The sequence below is a fragment of the Nonomuraea sp. NPDC050643 genome, assembly GCF_040654715.1.
In the GTDB taxonomy this organism is placed as follows: Bacteria; Actinomycetota; Actinomycetes; order Streptosporangiales; family Streptosporangiaceae; genus Nonomuraea.
In genome coordinates, this window is record NZ_JBFAIM010000038.1 from 60,876 (window position 1) to 87,843 (window position 26,968).

The following is a 26,968-nucleotide window of genomic DNA, read 5'->3' on the forward strand; positions in this document are numbered from 1 at the left end:
GGCTAGCGCCGGGTGAAGGGGGCGATGGTCTCGCGTATGGCCTCGGCGCACTCAGCGGCGTTGTCGTCGTGGGCGATGCTGCTCAGCAGCTCGCGCAGGTGGAACAGCCGCATGCGCTCCTGCCAGCCGCCGGGCAGGGGCGCGGTGGCCGCGTACGCCTCGAAGAAGCGGTCTGCGGCGGGCGGGCGGGGTGAGCACCAGAGCATGCTGAGGTCGGCCTCGGCCCAGCTGTAGGAGACGGCCGGGTCGATCAGCGCCGGGCCGCCCGCGCTCGTGGCGAGGATGTTCTCGCGCCACAGGTCGCCGTGCGTGAGCACCGGCGGGCCGGGCGGCAGCAGCTCGGGCAGCGCCGCGCAGAGGCGTTCGAGCGCCCGCCGCTCCCGTGCGTCGAAGGCCGCCGCCACCAGCGGCTCGGGCAGCCAGCGCAGGATGCGGCGGGCGGCGAAGAAGGCGTGCCCGTCCGTGTCCCAGGTGTTGTCCTGGCGCAGCCGTCCCAGCCAGCCGTCCCGGTGCCAGCCGAACCGCTCGCCTTCCGTGGCGGTGTGCAGGACGGCCACGGTACGGCCCAGCTCCTCCCAGAACCGCTCGTCCTCCTCCCGGCGGGGCGGCAACGGCTCGAGCACGAGCAGGTCAGGCGTCACCGCGAGCACCTCGGGCGTGGGCACGCCGCCCAGCTCGCGCAGCACGCGCAGCCCTTCCGCCTCGACCTCGAAGAGGTCGGAGCCGGCCGTCCGCAACGTCTTGGCGAACACCTGGGAGCCGTCGCGCAGGGTCGCCAGACCGGCCACGGCCACCACGCCCCCGGGCGCCGCGCGTACGTGCTCCGTCTCGAATCCGGCTCGGCGCAGCCGGGCCACCAGCAGGTCCATGGGTCAGGGCCGCCGGTAGACCAGCAGGTAACGCCAGAAGAGCAGCCTGCGCAGGCTGGCGCCGGGCAGCAGCACCGCCGCTTCCCGCCTGATCTCCGTCAGCGACAGCTCCGGCCGCTTCACCGGGGCGGGGCTGGCCGTGCCCCTGCCCGCCTTCGCGAGCCGGGCCGCCGCGTTCACCGGGACGGCGGCCAGGGCCCAGGCGTAATCCGTGGCCGTGCTCTCCAGGTAGCAGCCGAGGATGGCCAGGACGCCGCCGGGGGCCAGCGCGTCCCGCAGCGTGGCGACGGTGCCGAACGGCATGTGGTGGATGCTCGCCAGGCACGAGATGTAGGCGTAGTGGTCGTGGGGCAGCTCCATCCGCGTGACGTCGGCGTGGTGGTAACGCACGCCGGGAGCCGGGGTCGCGGCCTCGATCACCTCCGAGGCCGGGTCGACCGCGTCGACCTCCAGCCCGCGCTCCGCGAGCCGCCGCGCGAACCGCCCGGTGCCGCACCCGACGTCGAGCGCCTTCCCGCCGCCGCTGGGCGCCAGCCTCAGGAGCCGGCGGTGGTAGTGGTCGTTGTGATCGAAAGCCATCGACGCGCCTCCCAGGGGTACATGATCAATCTTCAGCATCCCGCAGCAGCATCGCGGCCTGCACCCGGTTCGCGCAGCCGAGCTTGGCCAGGACCCGGCTCACGTACGTCTTGACCGTGGCCTCGCTCATGTGGACCCGGCCGCCCACCTCGGCGTTGGACAGCCCTTCGGCCACGTGGGTGAGCACCTCGCGCTCGCGGGGCGTCAGGACGGACAGCCGCCGCTCCGCCTCGCGGGCCCGGTCGCCGCCGCCGAAGGAGACCATGCCGAGCACGTGGCGGGTCACGGCCGGGGAGAGGTACGCCTGGCCGGCGTGTGCGGCGCGGACGGCGCGGATGAGCTCCGCAGGCTCACAACTTTTCACGACAAATCCAGAAACGCCCTGCTGAACGGCCCTCCGTACGTTCTCCTCGTCCCCGAACGCCGTCAGCAGCACCACCCGCGGCCCCCGCAGCTCGGCCGCCGCCGCCAGGCCGTCCAGCACCGGCATCGAGATGTCGAGCAGCGCCACGTCCACGCGATGTCGGCGGGCCGCCTCCACGGCCTCGCGCCCGTTCGTCACGCCGGCCACCACCTCGATGTCCCCGGCCGACTCCAGCACGGTCCTGATGCCCGCGGTGATGAGCGGCTCGTCGTCGGCGATCAGCACTCTGATCAAGCGGCCGCCCCCAGCCGGACCGGCACCATCGCGACCAGCCGGAACTCGTGCGGCCCCGCGTGCACCCGCAGCAGCCCGCCGTCCTCGCGCACCCGCTCGGCCAGCCCCTCCAGTCCGTGCCCGCCCGCGCCCGCCGCCCGTTCGCCGGGCGTGGCCACGGTGACCAGGAGCACGTCGGGCTGCCAGTCGAGCGACACGCGCACGGGCGCGCCGGGCGCGTGCTTGGCCGCGTTCGTCAGCCCTTCCTGAACGACCCGGTACGCCGACTCCCCCGCCAGCGGCACGGCCTGCCCGGACCGTTCGAGCGTGACGTCACCGCCCGCCGCGCGGAACCGCTCGACGAGCCCGTCGACCTCGTCGAGGCCGGGCGAGCCGGTGTCCCGCAGCGCTCCCACCACGTCGTGCAGCTCGGCGGCGGCGGCCCGCGCCGCGCCCGCCAGCCCGCGCACGGCCTGCCGCTGGTCGGGCGGCAGCGGCCCCACCTCCAGGGCCGCCGCCTGCACCGACACCAGGCTGAGCAGATGGCCGAGCGAGTCGTGCATGTCACGCGCGATCCGCAGCCGCTCCCTGGTGGCCGTCAGCTCCCGCTGCTGGGCGAGGTAACGCCCGGCCATCACGGGCAGCACCGTCAGCACCGCCGCGCGGGCCAGCACCCCCGACGGCTCGTCCGCGAGCGACGACCGCTCCGCCGCCATCAGCAGGACGCTCATGTACGCCAGCACCGCGCCGCCCGTCGCCACCACGTGCCCGCGCGCGGTGATGCGCTGCCCGGCCTGGTAGCCGGTGCACACCAGCAGCGCGTAGGACCCGCCGCTGAACACCGCCATGGTCAGGGCGGCCAGGAACGCCACGAAGGGCAGGCGGCGGGAGACCGTCATGGCGAGCGCCGTCAGCACCGCGTACGCGGCCGGCGTCCAGCCCGCCGTCCCGTCCAGCCACAACAGCACCGCATCGGCGATCATCACCGCCACGACCCGCGTCATGCGCCACACCCTACTCATCGGTTTCGAGAACGACTTTCGACAACAGCGGCGACGACTTCCGGCGGCAGAGCGGCCCGGCCCCGCCTTCGTAGCGTTCGTCCCGTGATCAGAACTCTGCTGGCCCTCACCATGCTCACCTCGCCCGCCCAGGCCCCGGAGGAACTCTCGTGGAGCGCCTGTCCCGGGGACACCGCGTCCGAGCTGCGATGCGCGGACCTTCCCGTGGCCGTGGCGCCGGGCGGCACCCGGAAGATCAACCTCAAGGTGGCCCGCCTGCCCGCCACGGGCACCAAGCGCGGCACCGTGATGATCAACTTCGGCGGCCCCCAAGGTGACCAGATCGCCATCATGCGGACCCGGGTGCAGATCTTCGCCAAGATCCGGGAGTCGATGGACGTCGTGACCTGGGATCCGCGTGGCTACCCCGGGCTCACCACGCCGGCGCTGCGCTGCGACTGGGGCTTCGTCCGCACGCCGGATCTCCCGAAGGACCAGGCCGCCTTCGACCGCCTCGTGGCCGGCAACCGGGCCAGGGCCGACAAATGCCGCAGCACGGATCCGGTGCTGTTCGACCACATGAGCTCCGCCGACGACGCCCGCGACGCCGACGCCATCCGCAGGGCGCTCGGCGAGGAGCGGATGAACTTCATCGGCACCTCGTACGGGGGCTCGATCGCGCAGGCGTACGCCCGGCAGTTCCCCCAGCGGGTACGCACCCTGTACATCGACGGCACGGGCAACCACGCCGCCCGGAACTGGCAGCGCGAGCTCGACGCCATCGCCCGCGACTACGAGGGCCAGATGGGCCGCTTCTTCACCTGGGCCGGCAAGAAGGACAAGGGGATGGAGCGGCGCTGGCGGGCCCTGGTGGCCGCGGCGGACAAGCAGCCGATCCCGGCCCCGAAGGTCAACGCCGCCTACGACGGCGCGCAGCTCAGGATGCTCGCGTTCCAGCAGGTCAAGCGGGGCCCCGAGAAGTGGGAGGAGGTGGTGGCGAACATCGCGGCCGCCGAGCGCGGGGACGCCTCGGGCTTCGCCGTCTCGGAGAAGTACCCGTATCCGGGGATCCCGGGCGGCGGCGTGAAGGAATGCCTCGACTTCCCCAGGGCCACCGGCCTGCGGGAGGTGACCCGGTCGATCGAGCGCCTGGACACGATCGCGCCCAGCACCGGCGCCGCGTTCCCGCTCGCCTGGCACGCCCCGCTCTCCTGCGCCGGCTGGCCGGCCCCGGTCTCCAATCCGCCGTCGCCGCTGCCCCGCAAGCTGCCGCCGATGCTCGGAGCCGGCACGTGGCTGGACTTCGCGCCCACCGCCCGCGTACTCCGGCAGGTGCCGGGCAGCAGGTCCATCACGTTCGACGGCCCCGGCCACAACCTGTTCGCCGCCATGGCCAACCCGTGCGTGATCGACCACGTCAGCCGGTACGTCACGACCGGCGCGCTCCCGCCCCGCGGCGCCACGTGCGCCTAACGCAGCCGCTCCGGCAGGTCGAACACCGACCTCAGCCGCCGTGCCTCCGGAACCGGGGCACGGCGGTGCGGGTCGATGAGATAGGCCGCCATGCCGCAGCGCTCGGGCCCCTCGAAGTCGGGCCCGTAGGTGTCGCCCACGAACACGGCGGCGGACGCCTCGATGCCGAGCTCGCCGAGCGCCTTCGCGTAGATCTTCGGGTGCGGTTTGCGCCAGCCCACCTCGACCGAGGTGACGACGGCGTCGAACGCGCTCAGCAGCCCCATGGCCGCCAGGTGGCCGGGGACGAGCGCGGGCAGGTGAGTGTTGGTCACGACGGCGAGCCGGTGGCCGGCCGACAGCTCCTCGACGAGCCCGGCCAGCCCGGGCAGGTAGTGGACGCCGGTGTTCCACTCCCCCACGTACGCGGTGACGAACTCCTCGACCTCGGCCGGCCCCGGCTCACGCGGCAGGATCTCGCGCAGGAGCGCCGTGCCGGCCTCGGCCATCGAGAACTCGTGATCGTCCACGTCGCTCAGCCGGTCGAGCTCGGCCGAAACCCGCGACCAGGTCTCGAGGAACCCCTCGTAGGACAGGGTGGCGCCGAAGCGCCGCAGCAAGGCGTACGACGCGTCGTAGCCCTGCTCCGTGCGGCTGGGCGAGTAGTCGACGAGCGTGCCGAAGAAGTCGAAGAGGATGTGGGTGCGACGCATGAGCACATCCTGCATCCCTCTTCACGGCCCTCGCGACGCTGTCATGTTCATGACATGTCGCTCATTGGTCAGGCCAAAAGGGTGCCTGCGGGCGGGGCCGATCCCTCATCCTCATGAACGAGTAAAGCACCTAGTCAAAGTAGGTTCGTTCATGCGATGGATCACCCGCTTCGGCGCCGCCGGTCTGGGGCTGGCGTTGCTGGCCGTACCGGTGCCGGCGCACGCCGCGCCCGGCCCGGTCGCCCCCGGCACCCTGCGCCACGTCACGCTGATCACCGGTGACGTGGTGACGGTGCGGGAGTTATCCGGCGGAAAGCGCACGGCGACCGTACAGCCCGGCGAAGGCCGGGAGGACATCAGGTTCTTCACGCGCGAGGAGAACGGCGACCTGGTGATCACCCCCGCCGACATGGTGCCGTACCTGTCGCGTGGGCTCATGGACGAGCGGCTGTTCTCGGTCGGCGACCTCATCGAGCAGGGGTACGACGACGAGAGCACCGGCACACTGCCGCTCCTCCTGTCCTACAAGGAGAGCGACAACAAGGCGATCACGCTGCGCAGCGTGAAGGCGCGTGCCCTGCGGGCGGACAAGGACGAGCTGCCCGTCCTGTGGAGCACCGCGAACGAGCCGCGCCTGCGCGACGGCCTGGCCAAGATCTGGCTCGACGGCCGGGTCACCGCGTCGCTGGAGCACAGCGTCCCGCAGGTGGGCGCGCCGCAGGCGTGGCAGGACGGGTACGACGGCAAGGGCGTCAAGGTGGCCGTCCTCGACACCGGCGTCGACGAGACCCATCCCGACGTCGCCACCAAGGTCACCGAGGCCCGCAACTTCACCGACGACCCCTCGGCCAAGGACGGGCACGGCCACGGCACCCACGTCGCCGCCACCGTGGCGGGCGTCGGCGCGGCCTCGGACGGGCTGCGCAAGGGCGTCGCCCCCGGCGCCGAGCTGGTGATCGGCAAGGTCCTGGACGCTTCAGGAAGCGGCACGGAGTCCCAGGTGCTCGCGGGCATGGAGTGGGCGGCCAGGGAGAGCGGCGCCGACGTCGTCAACATGAGCCTCGGCGGCGGCCCCACCGACGGCACCGACCCGCTCAGCGCCGCCGTGGACGCGCTGACGGCGGAGACCGGCGCCCTGTTCGTCATCGCGGCCGGCAACGAGGGCGGCGCGTACACGGTCGGCTCACCGGGCGCCGCCACCTCCGCGCTGACCGTCGGCGCCGTGGACGCCGGCGACGCGCTCGCGTCCTTCTCCAGCCGCGGCCCGCGCCTGGACGAGGCGCTCAAGCCGGACATCACCGCGCCGGGCGTGAACATCACGGCCGCCAGGGCCGCGGGCACCGGCCTGGGCACGCCCGTCGACGACCGGCACACCCGGCTCTCCGGCACCTCCATGGCCACGCCGCACGTGGCCGGCGCGGCGGCGATCCTGGCCCAGCGGCACCCCGACTGGAAGGCCGGGCAGCTCAAGGACGCCCTGGTGTCCACGGCGAAGACGATCGCCGGGCAGACGCCGTACGAGCAGGGCGGCGGCCGCCTCGACGTGGCCCGTGCCCTGCGGCAGAGCGTCACGGCCACGGCCTCGCTCAGCCTCGGCGTGCACGAGGACGGCGCCACCGCCACCCCCGGCGGCACCCTCACCTACACCAACGCCGGCCAGGAGCCCGTCACCCTGACGCTCGCCCCCGCCCTGACCAACCTGGACGGCGCCGCCCCCGGCGAGGGAGCGGTGACCCTGTCCGCCACGACGCTCACGGTGGCCCCGGGCTCGACCGCCACCGTCGAGGCCGCCGTGGACCTGGCCAAGCTCACGCACGGCAGGCACGCGGGCTACGTCACCGCCACGACGGCGGACGGCACAGCGGACGGCACGGCGCCGGCGCACACCACGCTCGCCCTGACCCGCCGCGGCAAGATGCACAAGGTGCACTTCACCGGCGTCAACCGCGACGGCGGCCCCGCCCGCGTCCCGTTCATCGCCATGTACGGCGCCGCGAGCCGCGACGACGTCTACGGCTACATCCTGCGCGAGCACGAGGGCTGGACCGTGGAGGTGCCCGAGGGCACCTACCACACGCAGGCCATCATGGGCGAGACCAGCGACGAGCTGCCCATGGACACCCTCGTCGTCAAGCCCGAGCTGCGGGTCACCTCGGACATGGAGGTGGCGCTCGACGCCAGGACGGCCGTCCCGGTGGAGATCAAGACCTCGCAGCCGGTGATGCAGGAGGGCATCTCCACCTACTTCACCCACCGCACGTACGGCTCCCGCAAGATCAGCCTGGGCTCGATGAACTTCCCCTCCGTCGAGGGCCTCGCGGTCACCCCGACCGCACCGGTCACCGACGGCACCTTCGAGTTCGCCTCCCGCTGGCAGCTCGCCGCGCCCCGGGTGACGGTCAGACTGGGCCGCGACCCGCTGATCGTGCGGCCCACGATCAGGTCACCGGAGATCACGGGCACCAGGCGCTGGCCGCTGGTCAAGCCCGGAGGCGACGTCAAGGGCAAGGCCGTCGTCGTCACCAGCGAGGTGTTCGGCGACTGGGACGACAAGATGCGGGAGCTGGCCGAGGCCGGTGCGGCGGCGGCGATCGTCGTCGGCCCGGACGGCCGGGCCATGTGGCAGCCCTGGTCCCCCGTCGGCGACCGCGACCCGATCCCCACCCTGATGATCACGCACGACCGCGGCCAGGTGCTGCGGGACAAGGCCGGCAAGGCGGTGCTGGAGGTGACGGGCGCGTTCGCGACGCCGTACCTGTACGACGTCATGCAGGTCTCCTCCGGCCGGGTCCCCGAGCGGATCGTGCACGAGGTGGGCCGGCACAACACCGCCCTGGTGGACTCCGGTTACCACGAGTCCGGCGGCGGGGGCCACGGCAAGGACCAGCGGTTCGGCTGGCGGCCCTGGCAGCAGTACGACCTGGGCCTGCAGATGGAGACCCAGCGGGTGCTGCCGACCCCGCTGCGCCGGGCCGAGTACGTCAGCTCGGGCGACACCCAGTGGCAGCACGTGGTCCAGCACGCGCTCACGTGGGAGTCGATGAGCCGGCTGCGCGGGGGTGTGACGGACGAGCCGAGGTCGTACCGGGCGGGCGAGGTCGTCAAGGAGCGCTGGTTCGCTCCCGTCGTACGCCCGGCCGTACGGACCGCCGCCCGTACGGGTGACACCCTGTCCGTGGACGTGCCCGAGTTCGTGGACGCCGACGGGCACCGCGGATACGCGTCCGGCAGCGCCGACAAGGACACCACCTCGGCCCGCTTCTACCGGGACGGGCAACTCCAGGAGGAGCGCGCGAACCTGCGCGGCGCCTTCCCCGCCGTGCCGCAGGACGCCGAGTACCGCCTGGAGCTGTCCACCACGCGGACCTCGGAGGAGTGGCGCTACGCGACGGCCACCCGGAGCGCCTGGACGTTCCGCTCGGCCCGCCCCGAGGGCACCCGGCCGCTGCCGCTGCTCGGCGTGGACTACGACGTGCCCGCCGACCTCGAAGGAAAGGTGACCAGGACGGCCGTCCTCGGCTTCACCGCGCGTGAGGCGAAGTCGCTGACCGTCGAGCTCTCCTACGACGACGGGGCCACCTGGCGCCGGCTTCCGCTCGTCCCCCTGGGCCACGGCAGGTACACCTCGCTGGTCGCCCACCGGCCCACCACGACCGGGGTGTCCCTGCGGGTCACCGCGACCGGGGCGGCGGGCAGCCGCTTCGAGCAGACCGTGACCCGGGCGTACGGGATCAGGTAGCTCACAACCATCGCTCGCGGGCCGCATGCCAGGCCAGTTGCATCCTGGTCTGCGCGCCCGCGAGCTCCATGAGGTGGTAGACGCGGCGCTGCACGGTACGGAGGCTGAGCCCGAGCTGGCTGGCGATCGTCTTCTCGGGCACCCCGGCGACCAGCAGCGACAGCAGGTAGAGCTCGTCCTCGTCCAGCGGGCACGCGGCGGCGTCGGCCAGCCGGCCGTCCTCCCGGAACCTGATCGGCGTGGCCCGCTCCCACTGGGCCTCGAACAGCGCGATCAGCGCCTCCAGCAGGCTGCTTCCCCGCACGAGGGCGGCCGTCGGCTCGGTCGTGCCGTGCGTGTGCTGGACCAGCGGCAGCACCGCGACGGCCCGGTCCACGATCATCATCCGCACCGGCAGCGTCAGCACGGCCCTGGCCTGCTCGCCCAGCCCGATCCCGTAGGCCACGTTGGCCACCATCCCGGGCTCCTCCAGCAGGGCCCGCTCGTAGATGACCCGGTAGGCCACGCCGCGCTGGAGCGCCTCCAGCGACTCGGTGTTGTCCTGCGACGGCATCACCACGTGTCCGGCCCGGCAGAAGTACATGACCTCCTCGCGGGCGGTGTCCTGGAGGTGGCGCAGCCGCTCGCGCAGCGCGGCCCGGCCCGGCAGCACCTCGATCAGCCGGTCGGCGTTCCTGCGGCGCAGGCTGCCCCGGTATTCCTCGGTCAACTGCTCCACGGCCTGCCTGGCCCAGTCGATCGTCTCCTGCTGGCGTACGAGGCGGGGGCCGAGCGCCACCTCCGGCGCCACCGGCGCGAACCTGCGCCCGCCGTCGCCCACCTCGCGCGCCAGCCCCGCGCTCCGCATGGCGGCCAGCGCGCCGGCCGCCGCCTCCGTCGTGAGCCCCAGCTCCTCGGCGAGGTCCGCCACGTCCGCCTCGCCCGCACGCACGAGTAACCGGTACGCCCGCTCCTCCACCTCGCCCAGCCCGGCAACCTCCAGCATGCGGTCCATGATGGCACCCGTGAAAGTTTCAGCCGCGATTGACGTGCGCGAGGCCGCCCCCGCATGATCATGATGCTTCCTGGTCAGGAGGAGGCGTCGAGTGAATTCCGCTAGCCATGGCGAGGTGCGCCGATGCCGAACAGTCCCTTACGAGCCGCGTTCGCCGTCCTGCTGACGCTGACCGCGCTGAACGTCCCCGCCGCGCACGCGGACGAGGTCACCCCGGTCGAGGTGACCGTCAACGCCCGTGCCGCGCTCGCGAAGGTCCCCGAGACCGGCCTCGGTACGAACCACGCGATCTGGGACACGAATCTGGGCACGAACGAGACCGCCGACCTGCTCAAGTCGGCGGGCATGAAGCTGCTGCGCTATCCGGGCGGCTCGTACTCCGACATCTACCACTGGGCCGACCACACCGCCCCCGGCGGCTACGTGGCGCCCAACACCGACTTCGACACGTTCATGGGCGGTGTGCGGCGTACCGGGGCGCAGGCGATGGTGACCGCCAACTACGGCACCGGCACCGCCGAGGAGGCCGCCGCCTGGGTACGCCAGGCCAACATCACCAAGAAGTACGGCATCAAGTACTGGGAGATCGGCAACGAGAACTACGGCAACGGCCACTACGGCACCGCCTGGGAGGCCGACGATCACGCCGACAAGAGCCCGAACGAGTACGCCCGCCACGTCGTCTCCTACGCCGACGCGATGAAGGCCGTCGACCCCACCATCAAGATCGGCGCGGTGCTCACCACGCCCGCCAACTGGCCCGACGCCATCGTGGGCACGGGTGACGACGGGAGCTGGAACAAGGTCGTCCTGTCGGCCGCCGGCTCGAAGATCGACTTCGTCATCGTGCACTGGTATCCCGGCGCCCTGGACAAGTCCGGCCACATCCCCGACCTGATCCAGCTCACCCGCGAGCAGATCGCCAAATACGCCGGGCCCGGCTCCGAGCGCATCGGCATCGCCATGACCGAGTTCAACACGGGTTCGAGCAGCAACGGCACCAACACCCAGCCCGGCGCCCTGGCCGCCGCCGATGCCTACGCCTCCCTCCTCGCGGGCGGCGTCTTCACGGTGGACTGGTGGAACGTCCACAACGGCATCGGCGCCGTCACCGAGGTGGAGGGACACACCGACTACGGCGACTTCGGGCTGCTGTCGAGCGGTGTGTGCACCTCGGACGGCACGGTCTGCGAGCCGCCGCTCAACACGCCCTTCGCGCCGTACTACGCGCTGCAGATGATGAGCAAATTCGCCCGGCCCGGCGACCAGTTCATCAGGGCCGCGACCGACCAGCCCAAGGTCACCGCGCACGCCACCCGGCGTACCAACGGCGACCTGTCGGTCCTGCTGATCAACACCTCGTCCGACACGTCGTACCCCGTCGCGCTCGACTACGAGGGCTTCAAGCCGGCCGCCGGCGCGCCGACCGTGCTGACCCACACCAACGGCGCCACGAGCATCGCCACCTCCACCACGGGCACCCCGACCGCCCAGACGCTGCCCCCGCTCTCCCTCACCACGCTCGTCCTGCGCCCCTCGTCCGCGCCGGCGGGCCGCCCGGGCGCGCCGGGCCAGCCCAAGGCCACCGAGGTGACGCACAACAGCGCCAAGATCACCTGGCCGGCCGCCGCCCCCGGCGCCCGCCCGATCGCCAAGTACGAGCTCCACCGCCAGAACGGCGCCGTCACCGAGCAGCTCGGCGAGACCTCCGGCACCACGTTCACAGTGGGCAACCTCAACCCCGGCACCCGCTACACGGTCAACGTGATCGCCAGGGACACCGGCGGCGCCCTCTCGTGGAGCTCCCCGCCGTTGACCTTCACGACCGGCACCCCCGCCACCAGCTCGTGCTCGGTCAAGCTCACCATCCAGACCGACTGGGCCAGCGGGTACGTCGGCGCGATCGACATCACCAACAACGGCGCCCCGATCAACGGCTGGACCCTGGCCTTCGCCTGGCCCAGGACCTGGCAGAGCCTGGGCAGCGGCTGGAGCGCGGCCTGGACACAGACCGGGCCGGACGTCAAGGCCGTCAGCGAAACGGGCAACGGCTCACTGCCGACGGGCTCGACGGCCACGATCGGCTTCGTCGGCAACTACACCGGCCCGAACGTCCTCCCCTCCGTCTTCACCCTCAACGGCAGCGTCTGCACCCTCCAGTAGTTCCTGCGCTCTTCCAGCAGGGCTTGCGGGCCGTCCCGCGCCCGTGGGGCATCCGCTCCACGGGCTCCGGCCCCGGCACCACGGTGGCCACCAGCCCGCCTCCGGCGACAGGTCGATCCCGAAGACGTCCAGCCCGCGACGGCACAACTCGTCCGTCAGCCACCCGGTCCCGCAGCCCACACCGCCGCCACCCGCTCAGCCGTCTCCTCGGCGCTCAGCCCGGTCGTGTCCAGCCACGCGTCGGCACCGTCCACCGCCTCCTGCTCCCGGTGCAGCAGCTCGAACTCGTCCCAGCTCAGGTACACCGGCCGCCGCAGGGCCCGCTCACGCGCGTCACCGAACGCGACGTGCAGACCCACCACCATGACCGCCACGGACGCACATCGTCCACGTCGATGAAGGCGCACCGCCCCGGCCGGCTCTCGGCGAGCAGCCGCCCCACGGTGCTCTTGCCCACGGCAGGCGGACCGGACAACACCAGAACCCGCACGGTCACGTCATCCCCCATGTACCGATCTCGTCGGTGCTCACCAGCGCCGCCTTCGGCAAGCCTCGTTCTGGAAACGACTACCTCACCAAGCTCGACACGGCGCTGGAGAGGCGAGGGAGCAGGCGCACCAGGAGTTCGCCCTGACCTCCACGCCCCGGCCCGCGAGCGAGGACTTCATGTCCGCAGGAGCCGTTAACCGGCCTTGACCAGCAACCGGAGCGGCCGGTGGACGAAGCCGCCGTCGCTCCACCGCACGGTCGCCAACTCCTCCCGGGCCCGCAGCCCGGGCAGGCGCGTCACCAGGGCACGGAACGCCTCCTGCAGCTCCATCCTGGCCAGGTTCGCGCCCAGGCAGTAGTGCGGGCCGTGACCGAACGCCAGATGCGGGATCGGCTGAGCACCCCCGAACCGGTGGACGTCGAACCGCAGCGGATCCTCGAACACCGCCGGATCGTGGTTGGCGGCCGAAAGGTTGGGCAGCACGACACTTCCGGCCGGGATGCACCCGGCGGACACCTCGACGTCCTGGGTGATCCGCCGCAGCATGCCGTTGCTGCCGGGGCCCTCGTGGCGCAGGATCTCCTCCACCGCCGCGTCGACCAGCTCAGGACGGGCGGCCAGCTCCGCGTACTGGCCGGGATGGCACAGCAGGCGGAACGCGCCCCGGATGATCATCGAGGCCGTGGTCTCGTGCCCGGCCAGGATCAGCGTGAAGACCATGTTGGTCAGCTCGTCCTCGCTGAGCCCGTCGCCTTCGTCGCGCGCCCCGATGAGCAGGTCGATCAGATCCTCGCCCGGCTCGGCGCGGTGCCGCTCGATCAGCTCCCGGGTGTAGACCGTGAACTCCGCCAGCCCCTCGGCCCTGGCCTCGGCGTTGGCGTCGGAGGTGGACAGGAACATCTCCGTCCAGCCGCGGAACTGCTCGTACGCGTCCATCGGCACGCCGAGCATCTCGCAGATCACCCGGGCGGGCAGCGGCAGCGCGAAGCCCGCGACCAGGTCGAACTCCTCTCCGGCCGCGCCGATCAGCTCACCGGCGATGGCCGCCGCGCGGTGCCGCCAGCGTTCGATGTGCCTGGGGGTGAAGGTGCCGTGCATGATGCGGCGGTAGCGGGTGTGCTCGGGCGGGTCCTGGTTCATCAGCGCCGCCGGGTCGTCATCCAGGAACGTCCCTCTGACCAGCCGGGGCAGGCCCGGCTCGCGCAGGTTGCGGCTGCTGGCCGGCGACATGAGCAGGCCGCGGACGTCCGCGTACCGGACGAGCATCGGAACACGGTCGCCGCTCGGTAAGGTGGCCGGCTCCATCGGCGCCTCGGCGTGCCGCCGGACCAGATCGGGCGAGAGGGTGCCGTACGGGCCGGGGGAAGGTCCGGCCAGGTCGGGGTGGTGCTGGACTGTTCTGTCAAAGCCGCCTCCGGGCAATGCCGTCGTCCAACAGGCTCGCTGGGAACGTACGGAATCGCCCGCCGCCGGTCAACATCCATCAGCCGTACGACACCCGAGCACACCGCCCACGCCTGGCACCACGGATACGGCACCCCCGACCCGCGTCAGCAGGTGCGGAGCATGTTGAGCAAGGCCGCCCGCTCCGGACGGGTCACGAAGAGCCGGTATTGGCGCTTGACGGTGATCCAGGAGATCGCGTACCGGCACCAGTAGGCGCGACGTTGCGGACGCCAGCTCTGGGGACCCTGACCGCCCTTGGCGATGTTGGCGGAGTGGCTGACCGTGAGCAGCTCGGGCCGGGTGAGATCGTTGGCGAAGGCGCGCCGCTTGGCCTGACTCCACCGCTTGGCCCCCGAACGCCAGGCGTAGGCGAGCGGCACGACGTGGTCGACGTCCACGTACTTCACACTCTTGAGGCGTTTGCCGTCGTACGGGCTGTACCAGGTCCCCTTGACCGGATGGCAGGCCGCGTTACGGCGCACGCGCCGCCCGTCACGAGCCAGCACCATCTCCCGCGTGCTGCACGTGCCCTTGTGGTGCGCCCATCGGGAGTGGAACCGCGCGCGGCTGTAACCGCGAATGGATAACGGCCTGGCGACCTTGAGCTGGGCCAGCATGCGCCGGGCCTCGGCCTGCGATCGCTTACGCGGTTCGGCCGCCGCCGGTGACGCGGTGAGGGCAGCGGTGATCGGGATGATCACAAGGATGAGTACGGCGACATGCGCTGCCCGCCTCAGGAAGATCATGACTGAGCCCATACCCCGCGACATCCCCAAGCATGGCGGCAATATCCGGCCCACCAACCTCCGGCCACCGCAATGACCCCCTTTGGCACCAGAGAATCTCGATGACCTTCCGCTCACGGTCTTCAGCCGTTTGGGCGGGAATCGTGCGGCAGGTTGTGACACGCATACGCGATCACGCGCCGGCTCTCCAGCCACCTCGGCGCCGCGCCCATCCCCATCGGCCGGCGCGCGCCGGCACAGCGGGCTTGTCGGTGTCGTCCTCTACGCTGCCCGGCATGACCGAAACGGCCACGATCGAGACCTGGCGCCGCCTGCTCGACCCCGCCAAGTCCTGGGTGCTGTTCGCCCAGGGAACCTGTGTGATCTTGATGGAGCCGGCCGAGGATCTCGCCCAGCAGGCGACCGCCCTCCTGCGCGAATACGGTCCCGTCCACGCCGGCACGCCGGCCGGAGACTTCGACATCATCAACCTGGACGACGCACCCGGCTGGGCCGTGACCGGCCACCACCCCGACATCCTCACCTACGTCGACCCGAGCGAGCTGGACGACCACGACGATCTCAGGGTCGGCCTCTTCGGCCGCAGCAAGCGCAGCCAGGACGGGCACGATCTGACGGTCGTCCACATCGAGGACAAACGCACCTTCTGAGGCAGACCCGCCTCTCCGCGCGCCCACGGACGAGACGCCTGGGCATACCGAGGACGGCGCACATGCTGCCGGCGGGTCGTCGTACCCGCTACTCCGGCAACGAGCTGGGCTCGCCGCCGTTGGCGACGACGACGGTGCCGTTGATGTAGCTGCTCCCGGCCTCGATGAGGAACTGGACGACCGAGGCGATCTCCTCGGGCTCTCCGATCCGGTCGCGGAGATTGGCCCGTCCCAGCGCGTCGACGTTCTCACCGAGCATGGCCCTGGTGCCCGCGGTGCGGACCGGCCCCGGCGAAACCCCGTTGATCCGGACACCGATGCCTGCCTCATTTTCTGGGTTGTTCTGTCCAGAAAGTAGGGCGTACGCGCGACGGCCGGGGTCAGCGGCTCGCAGCTCTACCACTACTTCGACAGCAAGCAGGCCCTCATCAGGGCGGTCATCACCCGGCAGGCCGACTCGCTCCTCCAGCCCGGCCAGCCGCGGATCGCGGCCCTGGACAGCTTCGAAGCCCTGCGCGCCTGGGCCGACGCGGCGATCGAACGGCAGCAGGAGAACGGCTGCCGCGGCGGGTGCGACCTCGGCTCACTGGCCGGCGAACTGAGCACCACCGACGAGGAGTCCCGTACCGACCTCGCCAACGGCTTCCTGCGCTGGAAGGACCTGATCCTCAACGGGCTGCGGGCCATGCGCGAGCGCGAAGAACTTCGAGCCGACGCGGACCTCGACGAACTCGCCTACGCACTGCTGTCCGCGCTGCAAGGCGGCACCTTGCTCTCCCAGACCATGCTCAACGTGCAGCCCCTCGAGGCGTCAATGAACGCCACGCTGGCCTACATCCGCTCATTCGCCACAAATCCCTGCCTCCCCGCAGCGTAGAACCTCTGGAGGGCCGCCCGACGGCGGCGAGATCGCTCTCGTCGCACACGTTCGGCCGCGGAAATGAGGCCGGCGCCAGGAAGACGGCTCATTGGGAGACATTGCCGTCATTGAACATCAAAAAGCCCCGAACGGTAATCCGTTCAGGGCATTCTTCCCGTCCAATGTCTGTGGTCAGACGCGCGTGTACGGTGGCGCGGATGCGCGGGCGTGTGGGACGTTGCCGTCAGTGCTGCTGTCACCTCGACCAAGGTCACCCGTGCCGGGCCCTTCGTCGAGCCCCGGCGTCGATCGCCCTGGCCACAGCCGGTGAGTGGCAGACAACTTGCGCTAGAGGAGCCGCAGACAGCGCAAAGCCCTCCACTTGCTCTTCAAAACGAGGTGGGATGCTGAGGTTTACCGGCCGGACGGACGCTACTTCTCGTAGTGATAGCGAGAGGCGGCGATCATGATGGTGTCGTCGTTGACGCGGTAGACGAGCCGGTGTTCTGAGGTTATGCGCCGAGACCAGTAGCCGGACCATTCGTATTTCAGCGGCTCCGGTTTGCCGATGCCCTCGTTCTCGTTTCGGGCTATGTCGGCGATCAGCTGGTTGATCCTTCCGAGGATGCGTCGATCTTCTCGCTGCCAGTAGCAGTAGTCATCCCAGGCAAGTTCGTCGAAGACGATCTTCACGAAGTGGTGTCCTCGTCGGCCAGTTCGCGGACGGTGCCGTCGCCTGCCTCCAGACGGGCGACCGCCTCTGACAGCCGCCTGCGGTTGGCGGGCGATGCCATCAGGTAGAGCGTCTCGCGCATCGATTCGTATTCGCGCTGCGACACCATGACGACGCCCTCTCCACCGGGGCGGGTGATGAGGACTTCTTCCTGGTCGTCGATGACGGCGTCGAGGGTGGCGGCGTAGTTGGCCCGCGATTCGGACATGGTCATCACCTTCACGCCATCAGTGTACATGATGATGTACATAACGGGTCGGTACACAGGTGCGCATGAAGATCAACCTGCTTGCTGCATCAAGGTGCGAGCTGCAGCTTCCTACGACGAAAGCTCCGCGCTTCCGCCGAGAAGGTGAATGACGTTGCCGTCAGTGGAGATCAAAAAGCCCCGAACGGTAATCCGTTCAGGGCGTTCTTGGTGTTCAATGCTTGCGGTCAGGGGCAGGGTCGAACTGCCGACCTTCCGCTTTTCAGGCGGACCAATCATCCTGGCCGGGCAGCGGAGACCATGGTCAGAGGGTGGTGGACGGTGGCCGAGGTGGGGTCTACGTGCGGGGACGTTGCTGTCAGCGCTGCTGTCGCCTGAACATCCGACAGACGATGGAGCGGCCCGAACAGGCCAAGCCATTCGGGACGCTCATTCGAGGCACCTGCGGTTAGGACAAAATCTCCGCACGTAACACCTCGTCACGCAAAGCGCCGTGAACCTCGGCAAAGTCGGCGGTGTAGTTCGTCTGGCGTCGAAGCTCCTTGCGCACGGCATCGACCACCACTTCCGGCAGAAGCACCTGCGCCAAGAACTTCGGCGACGTCGCGGCGCCGGCCCTCCACAGGTCACAAAGCGTCTCTTCACAGCCCTGGATCTGCGTGAGGATCTGCTCTTCGTATTGCTCACTACTGAGATCTTTTGGGCGCGGAAGAGCGTAGTCGCTTCCATGACGCCAACCAGAGTCGATGGGCTTTTTTCGCAAGTCATCTAACACCGGTTCGAAGGTTGACTCATTTGCGGCAGCGTGCTCTGCTCACAGTCACCTTCAAAGCTCTGCGCCGGGTCACCCTCGATCCCTGGCGCATCGGAAAATCCTCCAGGCAGCGCTCGTCCTGCGTCATCACGAGCATGACCGGACCATGTCGCCATCACATAACGTGATCTTCAGTTACGGAGAACAGCTTACTCCGATGATACGGAATTTCCACATCACAGGTTATGGTCTGAGATCAATGAATCCGGCCCTGGCCTGCACCAATCTCAGCACTGCGCCAAACTAGTGGTCAACCCTGATGAGCTGCTCCTTTCGTAACCGTTCGATCTGGCCGGAACAAGCCAGGTACAGCGCATTCTTCCCAGGGCATTTCTGAGTTATCCTTGACCCCAGCAGCCGGATTTGAAGACACCCTTTCAGGCTTCGTCATAAACCGTTTCTTGCGACTGTGCACGAGGTCAGGAGTAAATAGAGCAGCGACTCTTGAAGTCGCTTACTCGCGCACATCCCGGCCTGCTCGATCGACCGCGCGCTCCTGACTGGATCCCATTCAGAAACAGTCCGGCAAAGGAAACCACTCACGCGAAGGGATCACAATGCATTTCCGAACGCGCGCCATGCGCTTGGCCGCCCTGGTGGCCATGAACTGCGCCCTGATCGCCGCTTTCACCACCAGCCCGGCCGACGCGGACCGTACCCCGTCCACGCCGTTCGCCACCGAGAACCAGAACACCCCCTGGAAGGGCTACAAGCGCTCGTACACCGTGACTCTCGTCCGGACGGCCGCCGCGGTGCCGACGAGCGGGCAGGCTCCGGCGGCCATCATCACCTGCAGTGGGGGCATCTCCAACCCGACCGTGGTCGGCGCCCAGGTGGTCGCCACCGCCTCCGCGCAGTGCGACGCCCTCGTCGACACGATCGACCTCGCCATGACTTTCGTCGTCAACGGCACCGGACTACCCTGGGAGATCACGACGGGGAGTAACGTCTCGCAAGTGGGGAACTCCAGATCCGTCGCGTGCCCGGGAGGAAGCGCCACCTACCAGTCTCTGGGGGCCGCGCGATTCACGAAGGCCGGCTACGCGAACTCACCCCTCGTGATGAGCGGCGGGTCCGCGACTTACACCCTCTCCTGCTGATCCCGCGAGCAGAGGTACGTCCATCCACCGCCGTCACCCGGCCCTGCTGACGCCGCGCCCACGAAACCCTGAATCCGTCGGCGCCCCCAGGGACGGTCACATGACGGCCGAACGATCGAGGGCCTGACCGCCGTTACCAGCGATCAGGCCCTCGACCCGCGACTACCGCCTCGGGGTGGTGGGAGGGCCCGGGGACGGTTCAGCCGGAGGGGTACGGGCGCAACGCGTCATCCAGGGCCTTGAATCTCGAGTGAGGACAGGAAGCCGTCGAGCGAGAGCACGGCGTGCACGGTTCGGTGTCTGAGGAACATGGGAACCGGATCGTGCGCTAAGCGTTTGTCGTGGTAAGCATCGGTTTGACCGTCCATGATCGCTTCCGGGAACTTCGAGGGTCTTGTCGTAGACCCCATGGAGGTTCACGGTGCCGGTCGAGTTCTTGTCCGATGAGCAGGCGGCGGGGTTCGCCTCGTTTCAGGGGCCGCAAGACGGCTGATCGGGACGAACGCCGCCACCGCCGAAGGTGCCTGCGACGGGCGCGGATCACTCGGCGCTTCTTCCGCTACCCGAGCGAGGCAGTCGGGGCGCTCCCGAGGGAGCACCTGGCCGTCGCCGTCAACCCACATCAAAGGCTCATCGCGGGCAAGCAGCTGTACCACCTGCTCGCCGAGACGCCCGGGTCCGGCGACCTGCTGGGAGCTGGCTGAAGAAGACTGGTGACGTTGCTGTCACCAGAGATCAAAAGCCCCGAACGGTGATCCGTTCGGGGCATTCGTGCTGTTCAAAAAAGGTGGTCAGGGGCAGGGTCGAACTGCCGACCTTCCGCTTTTCAGGCAATGATGGCGGCGCTGGAACCTGGGCTAATCTCGCCCTGACCTGGGACAGAGCGTCCATGGCAGTCCACGCTTGTGCAGGCGTGTGCGTGATGGTTGTCACCCTGTTCGTCACTCGGCGCATGTCGATATGTCGGTCTTGTGATTTGCAGTAACGATCTCTTGCGAGTCGATCTCGGAAGACTTCGCGAAGCGCATCCATCCGTCTGTCTCAGACCACCGGAACCCGTCGCCAGAGTCCCAAGTGCTCACGGCCCACACGTCTGTTACCTCTGTGGGCAGGTTCGGTGCAACCGTCGGAAGCGGCGCGGACTGCCGCATCAACAAGTCGGCTACCTCGAAGGGAGCGGTCGTGAAGCCCGGGAAGAGGATGAACGCATGACGACGCGGAGCGGAAGACGCGGCCAGCTTTTTAAGCACGTCCGCCTGCCGAGGCTCTCGCAGCCAATCTCCCAGCCAAAGCGCCAAGGCGTCCCCGGTGTCGGCGACGAACCCGCCCGCTTTGTCGAGCGGTAGGTCAATTGTGAAGTAGACGCTTCCGGGGAAGTCCGTCCCACCTTGATGCGCCCTAACGATGCCCAGTTGCGATGCCTGCATAGATGCTGGGCCAAAGCCGCCACGCTGAGAGACCTCACGGATTCCGCGCCGCTCCCACCTGGCGAGAAGCGCGGGAAGCGCCTGGAGAAGTGGCTTAACCCGCGTCGCCGGCCGGAGTTCAAGCATCCACCCTCCGTCAAGATCGGGGTAGATACGCCGACCTTGACCATTCACAAGGTTCCAGAGCTCGATAAACCCTCCGTCCGCCGCCGCGCTGACTTCCACGGCTCCCTGAAGAACATCTCCCTCGGAGACCAGATCAAGGTCGTGCATCCCCGGCTTCGAGCCGTCGTCGTGCTGACGCACGTCCATGCCAGGCAGTGCGGTCCGGATACATGCCGCGGCCCAGATCTCCTCGGGGCGAAGTTCTCCCATAGGGCGAGTATCCCTTACGGAGACCCGGTTCTTCACCGAATTTCGCTTAGGTCGGGACGCTACGTAACCATGCCGAGGGCGTCGATGCTGACTGATCATCTCAGACCGAGTGATACGGCGGGGACCTAAAGTCTTCGATGAGCGACACTCGCGTTGGCCGCGCAACTCCGCGGCGTGCGGGGACTGGGAGCAGCCGCGTGCGCTCCTCGCGTTCGTGTGCCTAAAGGACATGCCGGACGATCAACGGAGAACCCACACTCGCTTTAGGAGAGTGTTTGCGACTCGATGTTCGCTATGGAGATGACCTGCGGAAACAAGGTAGAGATTGCATGATACTGATGTGATCGTTCCGGAGGTATTCCGTAGCGCCTGGGTCCTTCGCTTACGGCAGGGGCGGCAGAATGTCCCACCCGCGTAGGAGCGCCACGACGACCGTGACGGTTACGCCGATCAGGATCGCGGCGAACCGCACCCGCCGGTAGAGGTGGGCAAGCTTACGCACCTGGCGCCATTCGCGTTCATGGGCGCGGCGGCCGCGCAGGTTGGCAATCTGCTGCCGGGATGTGACCTTGAGCCTGCTGTAGTCGATGCCGTGCTGGGTCATGGCGTCGAGTTTGCCGTGTTCGTGGGCTGTTTGGCCATCCCCTTGATCGGTTGTTGTCCTCGTGTCGCTGCGCAAGGAGCGCCTTCAAAGGGGGTTGACGAATTGTTGCGGTGGTGCTGGATCCATGGGGCAAGATCGTAAAAGGGGGTATTACAATGATCAAGTTAATGGGGAGGGGCAGCGCCCCTGCCCGCGATCTTCCCCCTCCGCCCCCTTTTGCGATCTTGGAGGGGTCCCCATGGATCTGGCTCCGAAACAATTCGGTGACCCCCGGAACCGTCCGTCTCGCCGTGCGGTCTTCTGCTCCTCGGGGCGTGGCTGCGAGTGTTCTCCACCCTCTTTGACGTCGCTGACGCGTGGGCTGTGCGGGTGGCCGCTGAAGGCCCTGTGCCTTGTGCTGGGAGATCGATGGATCGGAGTGGGGGGTAGTGCTCCAAGTCGCCCAGGGCGCCGTTTCTGCTTACGGTGTGCCGCTTGCGGCACGCGCGCCGCCGCGGCATCGATGTAACCATGACGATCTACGCTCACGTCTCGCTCGACGACAAGCGGACCGCCCTAGGCAAGCTCAGTGATGCTCTCGGCTGATCTGCCCCTTCTCATTGCGCCTCAGCTCGTTTCGGCTGGGGCGCATTGTTCTGCTCTGACCGCCTTCTTCTCAGCGGAGATCGATTCCGGCACGCTGTTCGAGTCCTCGTACGGATCAGGTGCGTACAACCCAAGATCCCAACGGCATCTATCCCGTAGCTTCGTCGTCAAGGTTCCTACAAGAGACATCGACTCCTTGGCCTTGTCCCAGTCTCCTGCTTCGAGGGCGTCCTGAACCGCTTGGCCCCCTTGTAGGAGTTGCCGCAGCCCATCTCCAACCAGGGGGTGCTGAGCATGAACGTCAACCTCGAAGACAAGATCTTCAAGCTCTGCCCTGGCTGTGTCGAGGCCTTCCTTCAGAAGATGTGGAACCTCGTCAGCCGCGATCAGGGCCTGAGTGGTGATCACTTCGAGTCGCCGACCGTACGCTCCAGATCGCCGTAACAAGGTGGCATAAGTCTGTCGCCGCGCGTCCAGCCCCTGAACGGTGATGTCCCAAGTGCGATCACGGGCCCTAAGGGCTCGCTCCCTCTTGTGCTGGCGCTCTTCGGCAGCTACTTCCTGACGAGCTCTCAAGAAGATGGACCCGATCGCCACCAGGCTTCCGATCGCCGCGCCAAGAGCAGTCCCGATCACACCGATCCACTGAGGCGTCACAGGTTCGGAAGCTAGTCACGCATCTTCAGCCGGTCAATGATCGTCAGCGCCACAGTGGCCGAGATGTCATCGCGACGTTGCTGTCACTGTTGCTGTCAGCGGAGATCAAAAAGCCCCGAGCGATGATCCGTTCGGGGCATTCTGGCTGTTCAATGCTGGTGGTCAGGGGCAGGGTCGAACTGCCGACCTTCCGCTTTTCAGGCGGACGCTCGTACCAACTGAGCTACCTGACCCAGAGCGGTCCTGACGGGACTTGAACCCGCGACCTCCACCTTGACAGGGTGGCGAGCACTCCAAACTGCTCTACAGGACCTTGCTGTGTTGCGCTTTCGTTCTGTTTGCGCTCGCTTAGCTTACCAGCTCTTCGGTGGTCTTCGACCGGCCGTTTTGCGGGTGCGCTAGGCGCTCGCGGTGCCCCCAACGGGATTCGAACCCGTGCCGCCGCCTTGAAAGGGCGGTGTCCTAGGCCGCTAGACGATGGGGGCTTAGGTTTCCCTGTCGCCTTCCGTCGGGGACCTCTGAAGCATAGGGGACGATTGCCCTTGATGCCAAAGCGGCGGACCGGCGGACGGTGACCTGGTGCCGGTGATCGATCCCGTTGGAGACGGGGCGTTCGTTGGCTCCGGGGAAATCATACGTTGTGGGTCGGGCTCCACGTGACGCTGGATGTACACCGACTGCTCCCCCAACCCGCCGAGCGTGATGTCGTCCCAGGCCCGCAGGCGCTTGGTCTCCTTGTCGAAGTAGAGGACGGACGCCTGTACGGGGGTCGGCTGGGCGTGTTCGAGGGCGCGCAGGCCGGCTCCGCCCGTCGAGCCCTGGATGAGCATGCGGGTGCCCGTCGGGAGCATGGTCGTCTTACGTTCGTGGGTGTGACCTGCGAGGATCATGGGCGTCGCGCCTGAGAAGCCGCGGCCGATGTCAGGGTCGTGTACGGCGATCAGGTCCGGTTTGCCCACCTGAGCCAGGTGGTTACGGGCGTACTGGCCGAGTGTCTCCGGGTTCGAGTCGACGGCGACCGACTTGTCCGGGGTGAAGCGGGGGTCGCCGAGGCCGTAGATGTTCAGGCCGGCCACCGACTGCGCCTTGTTGTCCAGGACGATGGCGTTCTTCTGTCTCTCGACCGCCTTCTGGGTGGCCATGGAGTCATGGTTGCCGCGTACGTACACGTACGGGACCTTGAGGGTCGCGATCTCGTCGACGAACTTGTTCTCCGCCTTGGTGCCGTGGTCGGAAATGTCGCCCGTGTCGACGATCACGTCGACCGCGAACTGGTCCTTGAGGGAGCGGATGACGTTCCAGGCGATCGGGTTGATGTGGATGTCGGAGATGTGCAGGACCCGGATGGATTTGGGGTCGGCGTCGTACAGGGGCAGGGTCGAGACCGTTTCGTAGAGCTTCGAGACGTTCGTGACCAGTTTGGTGAGCTGGGAGCGGTACGACTCGAATTTGGTGACGATCGACTCCGCGCTGCCGACGAGCGACGGCGCGGCGGCGATCAGGCCCGAGTAGCGGGGCTCGACGAGCGAACTGGGGCGGAAGGTGAGGGCGGCGAGGGCTCCCGTGCCCGCGAGGGCCACAGAGGCCGCCAGAAGGCCCAGCAGAGCCACTCTCGGGCGCCTGAAGACCATCAGGACGGCGATCAGGGCTCCCGCCCCGGCACAGAGCAACGAGCGGATGACGAGCGCGCGCACGCCGTCGAGGAGGTCGCTCTCGATCACGTCGGGGAGACGGTCGGCCAGGCGCGGGTCCTCGAAGAACGCTTTGGCACGTTCCTGGTCGATGTTCTCGAGCGTGATGCGCAGCCTGAGGGGCGCGTCATGGGTGCGGAAGGTGAGCGTGCCGAGCGGGCTGGCGTCCACGACCGTTTCGCCGTTCCAGGCGGGGCGGAGCGACATTCCGGTCTCCACCGGACCCACCTGAGCGCGTACGGTCCCGCTGAGGAAAATGCCCAGCCAGGAGCCCACCGCGGCCACGATGAGCACCGCCGCGATCCGGGCACCGCGCGATCGGATGACTGCCTTTGACCTGTGGACGAACTTCATACAGCTTCTTGCCTACCCGAATGACGGGGCACAATGGCAAGTGTGATCGAGGTTTCGCGAGAGAAGTTCGAGGAACTCGTGGCCGAGGCATTGGACACGATTCCTCCAGACCTCACGCGTGCCATGAGCAATGTCGTCGTCACGGTCGTCGATGATCCGCCGGAGCCCCACCTGCTCGGCCTGTACACCGGTGTCCCCCTCACCGAACGCGGCGACTGGTACTCCGCAGTCTTGCCCGACCGCATCGAGATCTACCGCAATCCGATATGCCAGATTTGCGATACCGAAGACGACGTGATCGACGAGGTACGCATCACGGTCGTCCACGAGGTCGGGCACCACTTCGGCATCGACGACGCCAGGCTCCATGAGCTGGGCTGGTAACCCTTTGCTTTTGGTTGGCCGCTTTCGGTTGCGGGCTACGGTGCTGGTCGGGCACCTTAGGTGACATACCGAGCACCCTGAGTCAGGTACAGCGGAGTCCAATGGCGCGACGGCCGGCGGGACGGCATCGCCGTGCCGGAGCACGACAGATCACCTACCGCGAAGTCATCGCCATCCGGGAGTTCCGGGCCCTCTGGTACGGCCAGGGCCTCTCGCTCCTGGGCGACCAGCTCGCCCAGGTGGCGCTGGCCGTCCTCGTCTACGACCGCACGCGGTCGCCGCTGGCCACGGCGGCGGTCTACGCGCTGACCTATCTTCCGTCGATCGTCGGCGGCCCGCTGCTGGCGGGGCTGGCGGACCGGTTCGCGCGCAGGGGCGTCATGCTGACCTGCGACCTCATCAGGGCCGTGCTGGTGGGCGCGATGGCGATCCCGGGCATGCCGTTCCCGGTGCTGTGCGCGCTGGTGTTCCTCGTGGTGCTGCTCAGCGCGCCGTTCTCGGCCGCGCGGGCCGCGCTGCTGCCGGAGGTGCTCGAAGGCGACGCGTACGTGATCGGCTCGGCCCTGCAGAACATGACGAACCAGGCCGTGCAGATGATCGGTTTCGCGGCCGGCGGAGCGCTGATCGCGACCATGGGCCCGTACCGCGCGCTGGCCCTCGACGCCGCGACGTTCCTGGGCTCGGCGCTGATCCTGGTCTCGGGCGTGCGCCGCCGCCCCGCCGCGAACCTCGACGGCGCCAAACCGTCCATGTGGACGATGACCGTGGGCGGCGCCCGGCTGGTGTTCGGCTCGCGGAAGCTGCGCACGCTGGTGCTCTTCGCCTGGCTGTGCGGGTTCTACATCCTGCCGGAGGGCATCGCCGTGCCGTACGCGGCCACGCTCTACACGGGCACGCTGCCGGTTCCCGTGATCACCGGGCTGCTGATGGCGGCGATGCCGACCGGGACGGTGGTGGGGGCGTTCCTGTTCAGCAGGTTCGTCTCGCCGCCGCGGCGGCTGCGGCTCATGGGGTGGATGGCCATGCTGAGCTGCGCTCCCCTGGTCGTGACCGCGATGCGGCCGCCGTTGGCCGTGGTGCTCGCGGCGTGGGTCCTGTCGGGGATCGGCGGGGCGTACCAGCTCGCGGCCAATGCCGCCTTCGTCCAGGCCGTACCGGCCGAACGCCGCGCCCAGGCGTTCGGGCTCGTGCAGTCGGGGCTGATGGCCGTACAGGGGATCGGGATCTTGGTGGGCGGGTTCGCGGCGGAGAGACTCGGCCCCGAGCCGGTGGTCGCGCTGGCGGGGGTCACCGGGCTGACCAGCGCGGCGGTGCTGGCCATGATCTGGACCGAGTCTCGGGGCGACAAGACCGCCCGGGTGCGCGCCGAGGCCGCCGCATGATCACGCCTGCGGCTTCTGCTCGCCACTCCAGTCGGTGTGCTCGCTCTTGGCCTGCTGCTTGCTGATCAGGTCCTGGACGATCGAGGTGTCGTGCTCCTCGTCGGGCATGAGCAGCCAGCCGATCGCGTAGACGCCGACGCCGAGCCCGCCGAAGAGGGTCGCGATGGCGAGCGCGATGCGTACCATGTTGGCGTCGATCCCGACGTACTCGCCGATGCCCGAGCAGACGCCCGCGACGATCCTGCCCTTGTGAGTCCGACGCAGCTTCTTGACGTTGTATTCGCTCATGCCTCAAGACTGCCCGGATGGCGGATGT

27 protein-coding genes, 4 tRNA genes and 2 pseudogenes are annotated in these 26,968 nt (G+C 68.7%); 10 read left to right on the top strand and 23 right to left on the bottom strand.

All coding sequences use genetic code 11. The annotated features are described in order from the left end of the window. Window positions 1-2: 2 nt before the first annotated feature. The 4 genes from AB0I15_RS38765 to AB0I15_RS38780 are packed head-to-tail and all read right to left on the bottom strand — an operon-like array spanning window position 3 to window position 3,089. The gene (locus tag AB0I15_RS38765; protein WP_358107242.1) at window positions 3-869 is read right to left on the bottom strand and encodes a fructosamine kinase family protein; all 867 of its coding nucleotides are present in this window, start codon (window positions 867-869) and stop codon (window positions 3-5) included. 3 nt (window positions 870-872) lie between these two features. After that, the gene (locus AB0I15_RS38770) at window positions 873-1,448 is read right to left on the bottom strand and encodes a class I SAM-dependent methyltransferase (RefSeq protein ID WP_358107245.1); all 576 of its coding nucleotides are present in this window, start codon (window positions 1,446-1,448) and stop codon (window positions 873-875) included. Between the two features lie 25 nt (window positions 1,449-1,473). Further along, window positions 1,474-2,097 (bottom strand): response regulator transcription factor, encoded by a 624-nt coding sequence (locus tag AB0I15_RS38775; protein ID WP_358107397.1) that lies wholly within the window; start codon window positions 2,095-2,097, stop codon window positions 1,474-1,476. A gap of 5 nt (window positions 2,098-2,102) precedes the next feature. Then, on the bottom strand, window positions 2,103-3,089 hold the full coding sequence (locus tag AB0I15_RS38780) for a histidine kinase (protein WP_358107248.1): 987 nt from the start codon (window positions 3,087-3,089) through the stop codon (window positions 2,103-2,105). 102 nt (window positions 3,090-3,191) lie between these two features. On the opposite strand from AB0I15_RS38780, the gene AB0I15_RS38785 reads away from it, so the two are divergent. Further along, window positions 3,192-4,559 (top strand): alpha/beta hydrolase, encoded by a 1,368-nt coding sequence (locus tag AB0I15_RS38785; RefSeq protein WP_358107251.1) that lies wholly within the window; start codon window positions 3,192-3,194, stop codon window positions 4,557-4,559. Here AB0I15_RS38785 and AB0I15_RS38790 read toward each other — a convergent pair. Then, complete coding sequence (locus AB0I15_RS38790; protein WP_358107254.1) at window positions 4,556-5,251, bottom strand: HAD family hydrolase; 696 nt, start codon at window positions 5,249-5,251, stop codon at window positions 4,556-4,558. The two genes, AB0I15_RS38785 and AB0I15_RS38790, sit on opposite strands and share 4 nt — an antisense overlap. A 151-nt stretch (window positions 5,252-5,402) precedes the next feature. On the opposite strand from AB0I15_RS38790, the gene AB0I15_RS38795 reads away from it, so the two are divergent. Further along, the gene (locus tag AB0I15_RS38795; protein WP_358107257.1) at window positions 5,403-8,990 is read left to right on the top strand and encodes a S8 family serine peptidase; all 3,588 of its coding nucleotides are present in this window, start codon (window positions 5,403-5,405) and stop codon (window positions 8,988-8,990) included. Window position 8,991: 1 nt separating this feature from the next. Here AB0I15_RS38795 and AB0I15_RS38800 read toward each other — a convergent pair whose 3' ends face one another. Further along, window positions 8,992-9,975, bottom strand: a complete 984-nt coding sequence (locus AB0I15_RS38800; protein WP_358107261.1) for a helix-turn-helix domain-containing protein — start codon at window positions 9,973-9,975, stop codon at window positions 8,992-8,994. 132 nt (window positions 9,976-10,107) lie between these two features. On the opposite strand from AB0I15_RS38800, the gene AB0I15_RS38805 reads away from it, so the two are divergent. Continuing rightward, window positions 10,108-12,147, top strand: coding sequence for a cellulose binding domain-containing protein (locus AB0I15_RS38805; RefSeq protein ID WP_358107265.1), 2,040 nt, complete (start codon window positions 10,108-10,110; stop codon window positions 12,145-12,147). On the opposite strand, the gene AB0I15_RS38810 is transcribed toward AB0I15_RS38805, so the two are convergent. The 4 genes from AB0I15_RS38810 to AB0I15_RS38825 all read right to left on the bottom strand — a co-directional run bounded on the left by AB0I15_RS38810 (window position 12,037) and on the right by AB0I15_RS38825 (window position 14,829). Then, on the bottom strand, window positions 12,037-12,327 hold the full coding sequence (locus tag AB0I15_RS38810; RefSeq protein WP_358107268.1) for a hypothetical protein: 291 nt from the start codon (window positions 12,325-12,327) through the stop codon (window positions 12,037-12,039). The two genes, AB0I15_RS38805 and AB0I15_RS38810, sit on opposite strands and share 111 nt — an antisense overlap. Further along, window positions 12,303-12,521: a hypothetical protein gene (locus tag AB0I15_RS38815; RefSeq protein WP_358107271.1), complete on the bottom strand. Its 219-nt coding sequence runs from the start codon at window positions 12,519-12,521 to the stop codon at window positions 12,303-12,305. The genes AB0I15_RS38810 and AB0I15_RS38815 overlap by 25 nt, the downstream gene beginning before the upstream one ends. Window positions 12,522-12,829: 308 nt before the next feature. Further along, on the bottom strand, window positions 12,830-13,903 hold the full coding sequence (locus AB0I15_RS38820) for a cytochrome P450 (RefSeq protein WP_358107274.1): 1,074 nt from the start codon (window positions 13,901-13,903) through the stop codon (window positions 12,830-12,832). Window positions 13,904-14,187: 284 nt separating this feature from the next. After that, window positions 14,188-14,829 (bottom strand): HNH endonuclease family protein, encoded by a 642-nt coding sequence (locus AB0I15_RS38825; RefSeq protein WP_358107277.1) that lies wholly within the window; start codon window positions 14,827-14,829, stop codon window positions 14,188-14,190. Between the two features lie 275 nt (window positions 14,830-15,104). Between AB0I15_RS38825 and AB0I15_RS38830 the strand changes: the two genes are divergently transcribed. Next, entirely contained in the window at window positions 15,105-15,479 is a 375-nt protein-coding gene (locus tag AB0I15_RS38830) for a hypothetical protein (protein ID WP_358107280.1), read from the top strand. Between the two features lie 88 nt (window positions 15,480-15,567). Here the strand turns inward: AB0I15_RS38830 and AB0I15_RS38835 are convergent, their stop codons facing one another. Next, a complete protein-coding gene (locus AB0I15_RS38835) occupies window positions 15,568-15,873 on the bottom strand; it encodes an SDR family oxidoreductase (protein WP_358107400.1) in 306 nt (101 codons plus the stop codon). Here AB0I15_RS38835 and AB0I15_RS38840 point away from each other — a divergent pair. Together AB0I15_RS38840 and AB0I15_RS38845 are read left to right on the top strand one after the other, a co-directional pair. Beyond that, window positions 15,856-15,909, top strand: a pseudogene (locus AB0I15_RS38840) (hypothetical protein); the annotation flags it as partial. The gene AB0I15_RS38835 and the pseudogene AB0I15_RS38840 sit on opposite strands and share 18 nt — an antisense overlap. An 81-nt stretch (window positions 15,910-15,990) precedes the next feature. Continuing rightward, a complete protein-coding gene (locus AB0I15_RS38845) occupies window positions 15,991-16,356 on the top strand; it encodes a TetR family transcriptional regulator C-terminal domain-containing protein (RefSeq protein ID WP_358107403.1) in 366 nt (121 codons plus the stop codon). A gap of 414 nt (window positions 16,357-16,770) precedes the next feature. Here the strand turns inward: AB0I15_RS38845 and AB0I15_RS38850 are convergent, their stop codons facing one another. The 3 genes from AB0I15_RS38850 to AB0I15_RS38860 form a co-directional block, all read right to left on the bottom strand. Then, complete coding sequence (locus tag AB0I15_RS38850; protein WP_358107283.1) at window positions 16,771-17,031, bottom strand: Txe/YoeB family addiction module toxin; 261 nt, start codon at window positions 17,029-17,031, stop codon at window positions 16,771-16,773. Next, window positions 17,028-17,321 carry a type II toxin-antitoxin system prevent-host-death family antitoxin gene (locus AB0I15_RS38855; protein ID WP_358107286.1) on the bottom strand — a complete coding sequence of 98 codons (294 nt, stop codon included), beginning with the start codon at window positions 17,319-17,321 and terminating at the stop codon, window positions 17,028-17,030. Before AB0I15_RS38855 ends, AB0I15_RS38850 begins: the two co-directional genes overlap by 4 nt. 406 nt (window positions 17,322-17,727) lie before the next feature. Continuing rightward, on the bottom strand, window positions 17,728-18,054 hold the full coding sequence (locus tag AB0I15_RS38860; protein ID WP_358107289.1) for a hypothetical protein: 327 nt from the start codon (window positions 18,052-18,054) through the stop codon (window positions 17,728-17,730). Between the two features lie 32 nt (window positions 18,055-18,086). Here AB0I15_RS38860 and AB0I15_RS38865 point away from each other — a divergent pair. Together AB0I15_RS38865 and AB0I15_RS38870 are read left to right on the top strand one after the other, a co-directional pair. Continuing rightward, window positions 18,087-18,199 (top strand): annotated as a pseudogene (locus AB0I15_RS38865) (IS5/IS1182 family transposase); the annotation flags it as partial. A 451-nt stretch (window positions 18,200-18,650) separates the two neighbouring features. Continuing rightward, the gene (locus tag AB0I15_RS38870) at window positions 18,651-19,193 is read left to right on the top strand and encodes a hypothetical protein (RefSeq protein ID WP_219532519.1); all 543 of its coding nucleotides are present in this window, start codon (window positions 18,651-18,653) and stop codon (window positions 19,191-19,193) included. Window positions 19,194-19,981: 788 nt separating this feature from the next. On the opposite strand, the gene AB0I15_RS38875 is transcribed toward AB0I15_RS38870, so the two are convergent. The 8 genes from AB0I15_RS38875 to AB0I15_RS38910 form a co-directional block, all read right to left on the bottom strand. Further along, a tRNA-Phe gene (locus AB0I15_RS38875) sits at window positions 19,982-20,052 on the bottom strand. An 82-nt stretch (window positions 20,053-20,134) separates the two neighbouring features. Further along, complete coding sequence (locus tag AB0I15_RS38880) at window positions 20,135-20,932, bottom strand: hypothetical protein (protein ID WP_358107292.1); 798 nt, start codon at window positions 20,930-20,932, stop codon at window positions 20,135-20,137. A gap of 445 nt (window positions 20,933-21,377) precedes the next feature. Next, the gene (locus AB0I15_RS38885; RefSeq protein ID WP_358107295.1) at window positions 21,378-21,599 is read right to left on the bottom strand and encodes a hypothetical protein; all 222 of its coding nucleotides are present in this window, start codon (window positions 21,597-21,599) and stop codon (window positions 21,378-21,380) included. A gap of 606 nt (window positions 21,600-22,205) precedes the next feature. Further along, a complete protein-coding gene (locus tag AB0I15_RS38890) occupies window positions 22,206-22,841 on the bottom strand; it encodes a hypothetical protein (protein ID WP_358107298.1) in 636 nt (211 codons plus the stop codon). Between the two features lie 156 nt (window positions 22,842-22,997). Then, window positions 22,998-23,074 (bottom strand) — tRNA-Phe (locus AB0I15_RS38895). A gap of 5 nt (window positions 23,075-23,079) precedes the next feature. Next, a tRNA-Asp gene (locus AB0I15_RS38900) sits at window positions 23,080-23,154 on the bottom strand. Window positions 23,155-23,253: 99 nt separating this feature from the next. After that, a tRNA-Glu gene (locus AB0I15_RS38905) sits at window positions 23,254-23,326 on the bottom strand. Continuing rightward, on the bottom strand, window positions 23,327-24,886 hold the full coding sequence (locus AB0I15_RS38910; RefSeq protein WP_358107301.1) for a metallophosphoesterase: 1,560 nt from the start codon (window positions 24,884-24,886) through the stop codon (window positions 23,327-23,329). 42 nt (window positions 24,887-24,928) lie between these two features. Here AB0I15_RS38910 and AB0I15_RS38915 point away from each other — a divergent pair, with 42 nt between their 5' ends. Together AB0I15_RS38915 and AB0I15_RS38920 are read left to right on the top strand one after the other, a co-directional pair. Next, complete coding sequence (locus AB0I15_RS38915) at window positions 24,929-25,270, top strand: metallopeptidase family protein (RefSeq protein WP_358107303.1); 342 nt, start codon at window positions 24,929-24,931, stop codon at window positions 25,268-25,270. 101 nt (window positions 25,271-25,371) lie between these two features. Next, window positions 25,372-26,652 (top strand): MFS transporter, encoded by a 1,281-nt coding sequence (locus AB0I15_RS38920; protein ID WP_358107306.1) that lies wholly within the window; start codon window positions 25,372-25,374, stop codon window positions 26,650-26,652. Here AB0I15_RS38920 and AB0I15_RS38925 read toward each other — a convergent pair whose 3' ends face one another. Beyond that, window positions 26,653-26,940 (bottom strand): PspC domain-containing protein, encoded by a 288-nt coding sequence (locus AB0I15_RS38925; RefSeq protein WP_358107309.1) that lies wholly within the window; start codon window positions 26,938-26,940, stop codon window positions 26,653-26,655. It abuts the gene before it with no gap. Window positions 26,941-26,968 lie beyond the last annotated feature (28 nt).

What these genes read in the sequence shown, in the direction of transcription:
- AB0I15_RS38920 (WP_358107306.1), top strand. Translation starts at nt 25,372, where the DNA reads ATGGCGCGACGGCCGGCGGGACGGCATCGCCGTGCCGGAGCACGACAG.
- AB0I15_RS38765 (WP_358107242.1), bottom strand. Translation starts at nt 869, where the DNA reads ATGGACCTGCTGGTGGCCCGGCTGCGCCGAGCCGGATTCGAGACGGAG.
- AB0I15_RS38855 (WP_358107286.1), bottom strand. Translation starts at nt 17,321, where the DNA reads ATGTACATCATCATGTACACTGATGGCGTGAAGGTGATGACCATGTCC.
- AB0I15_RS38805 (WP_358107265.1), top strand. Translation starts at nt 10,108, where the DNA reads ATGCCGAACAGTCCCTTACGAGCCGCGTTCGCCGTCCTGCTGACGCTG.
- AB0I15_RS38770 (WP_358107245.1), bottom strand. Translation starts at nt 1,448, where the DNA reads ATGGCTTTCGATCACAACGACCACTACCACCGCCGGCTCCTGAGGCTG.
- AB0I15_RS38925 (WP_358107309.1), bottom strand. Translation starts at nt 26,940, where the DNA reads ATGAGCGAATACAACGTCAAGAAGCTGCGTCGGACTCACAAGGGCAGG.
- AB0I15_RS38870 (WP_219532519.1), top strand. Translation starts at nt 18,651, where the DNA reads ATGCATTTCCGAACGCGCGCCATGCGCTTGGCCGCCCTGGTGGCCATG.
- AB0I15_RS38820 (WP_358107274.1), bottom strand. Translation starts at nt 13,903, where the DNA reads ATGCTCGTCCGGTACGCGGACGTCCGCGGCCTGCTCATGTCGCCGGCC.
- AB0I15_RS38800 (WP_358107261.1), bottom strand. Translation starts at nt 9,975, where the DNA reads ATGCTGGAGGTTGCCGGGCTGGGCGAGGTGGAGGAGCGGGCGTACCGG.
- AB0I15_RS38825 (WP_358107277.1), bottom strand. Translation starts at nt 14,829, where the DNA reads ATGATCTTCCTGAGGCGGGCAGCGCATGTCGCCGTACTCATCCTTGTG.
- AB0I15_RS38795 (WP_358107257.1), top strand. Translation starts at nt 5,403, where the DNA reads ATGCGATGGATCACCCGCTTCGGCGCCGCCGGTCTGGGGCTGGCGTTG.
- AB0I15_RS38885 (WP_358107295.1), bottom strand. Translation starts at nt 21,599, where the DNA reads ATGACCCAGCACGGCATCGACTACAGCAGGCTCAAGGTCACATCCCGG.
- AB0I15_RS38780 (WP_358107248.1), bottom strand. Translation starts at nt 3,089, where the DNA reads ATGACGCGGGTCGTGGCGGTGATGATCGCCGATGCGGTGCTGTTGTGG.
- AB0I15_RS38880 (WP_358107292.1), bottom strand. Translation starts at nt 20,932, where the DNA reads ATGGACGTGCGTCAGCACGACGACGGCTCGAAGCCGGGGATGCACGAC.
- AB0I15_RS38910 (WP_358107301.1), bottom strand. Translation starts at nt 24,886, where the DNA reads ATGAAGTTCGTCCACAGGTCAAAGGCAGTCATCCGATCGCGCGGTGCC.
- AB0I15_RS38830 (WP_358107280.1), top strand. Translation starts at nt 15,105, where the DNA reads ATGACCGAAACGGCCACGATCGAGACCTGGCGCCGCCTGCTCGACCCC.
- AB0I15_RS38790 (WP_358107254.1), bottom strand. Translation starts at nt 5,251, where the DNA reads ATGCGTCGCACCCACATCCTCTTCGACTTCTTCGGCACGCTCGTCGAC.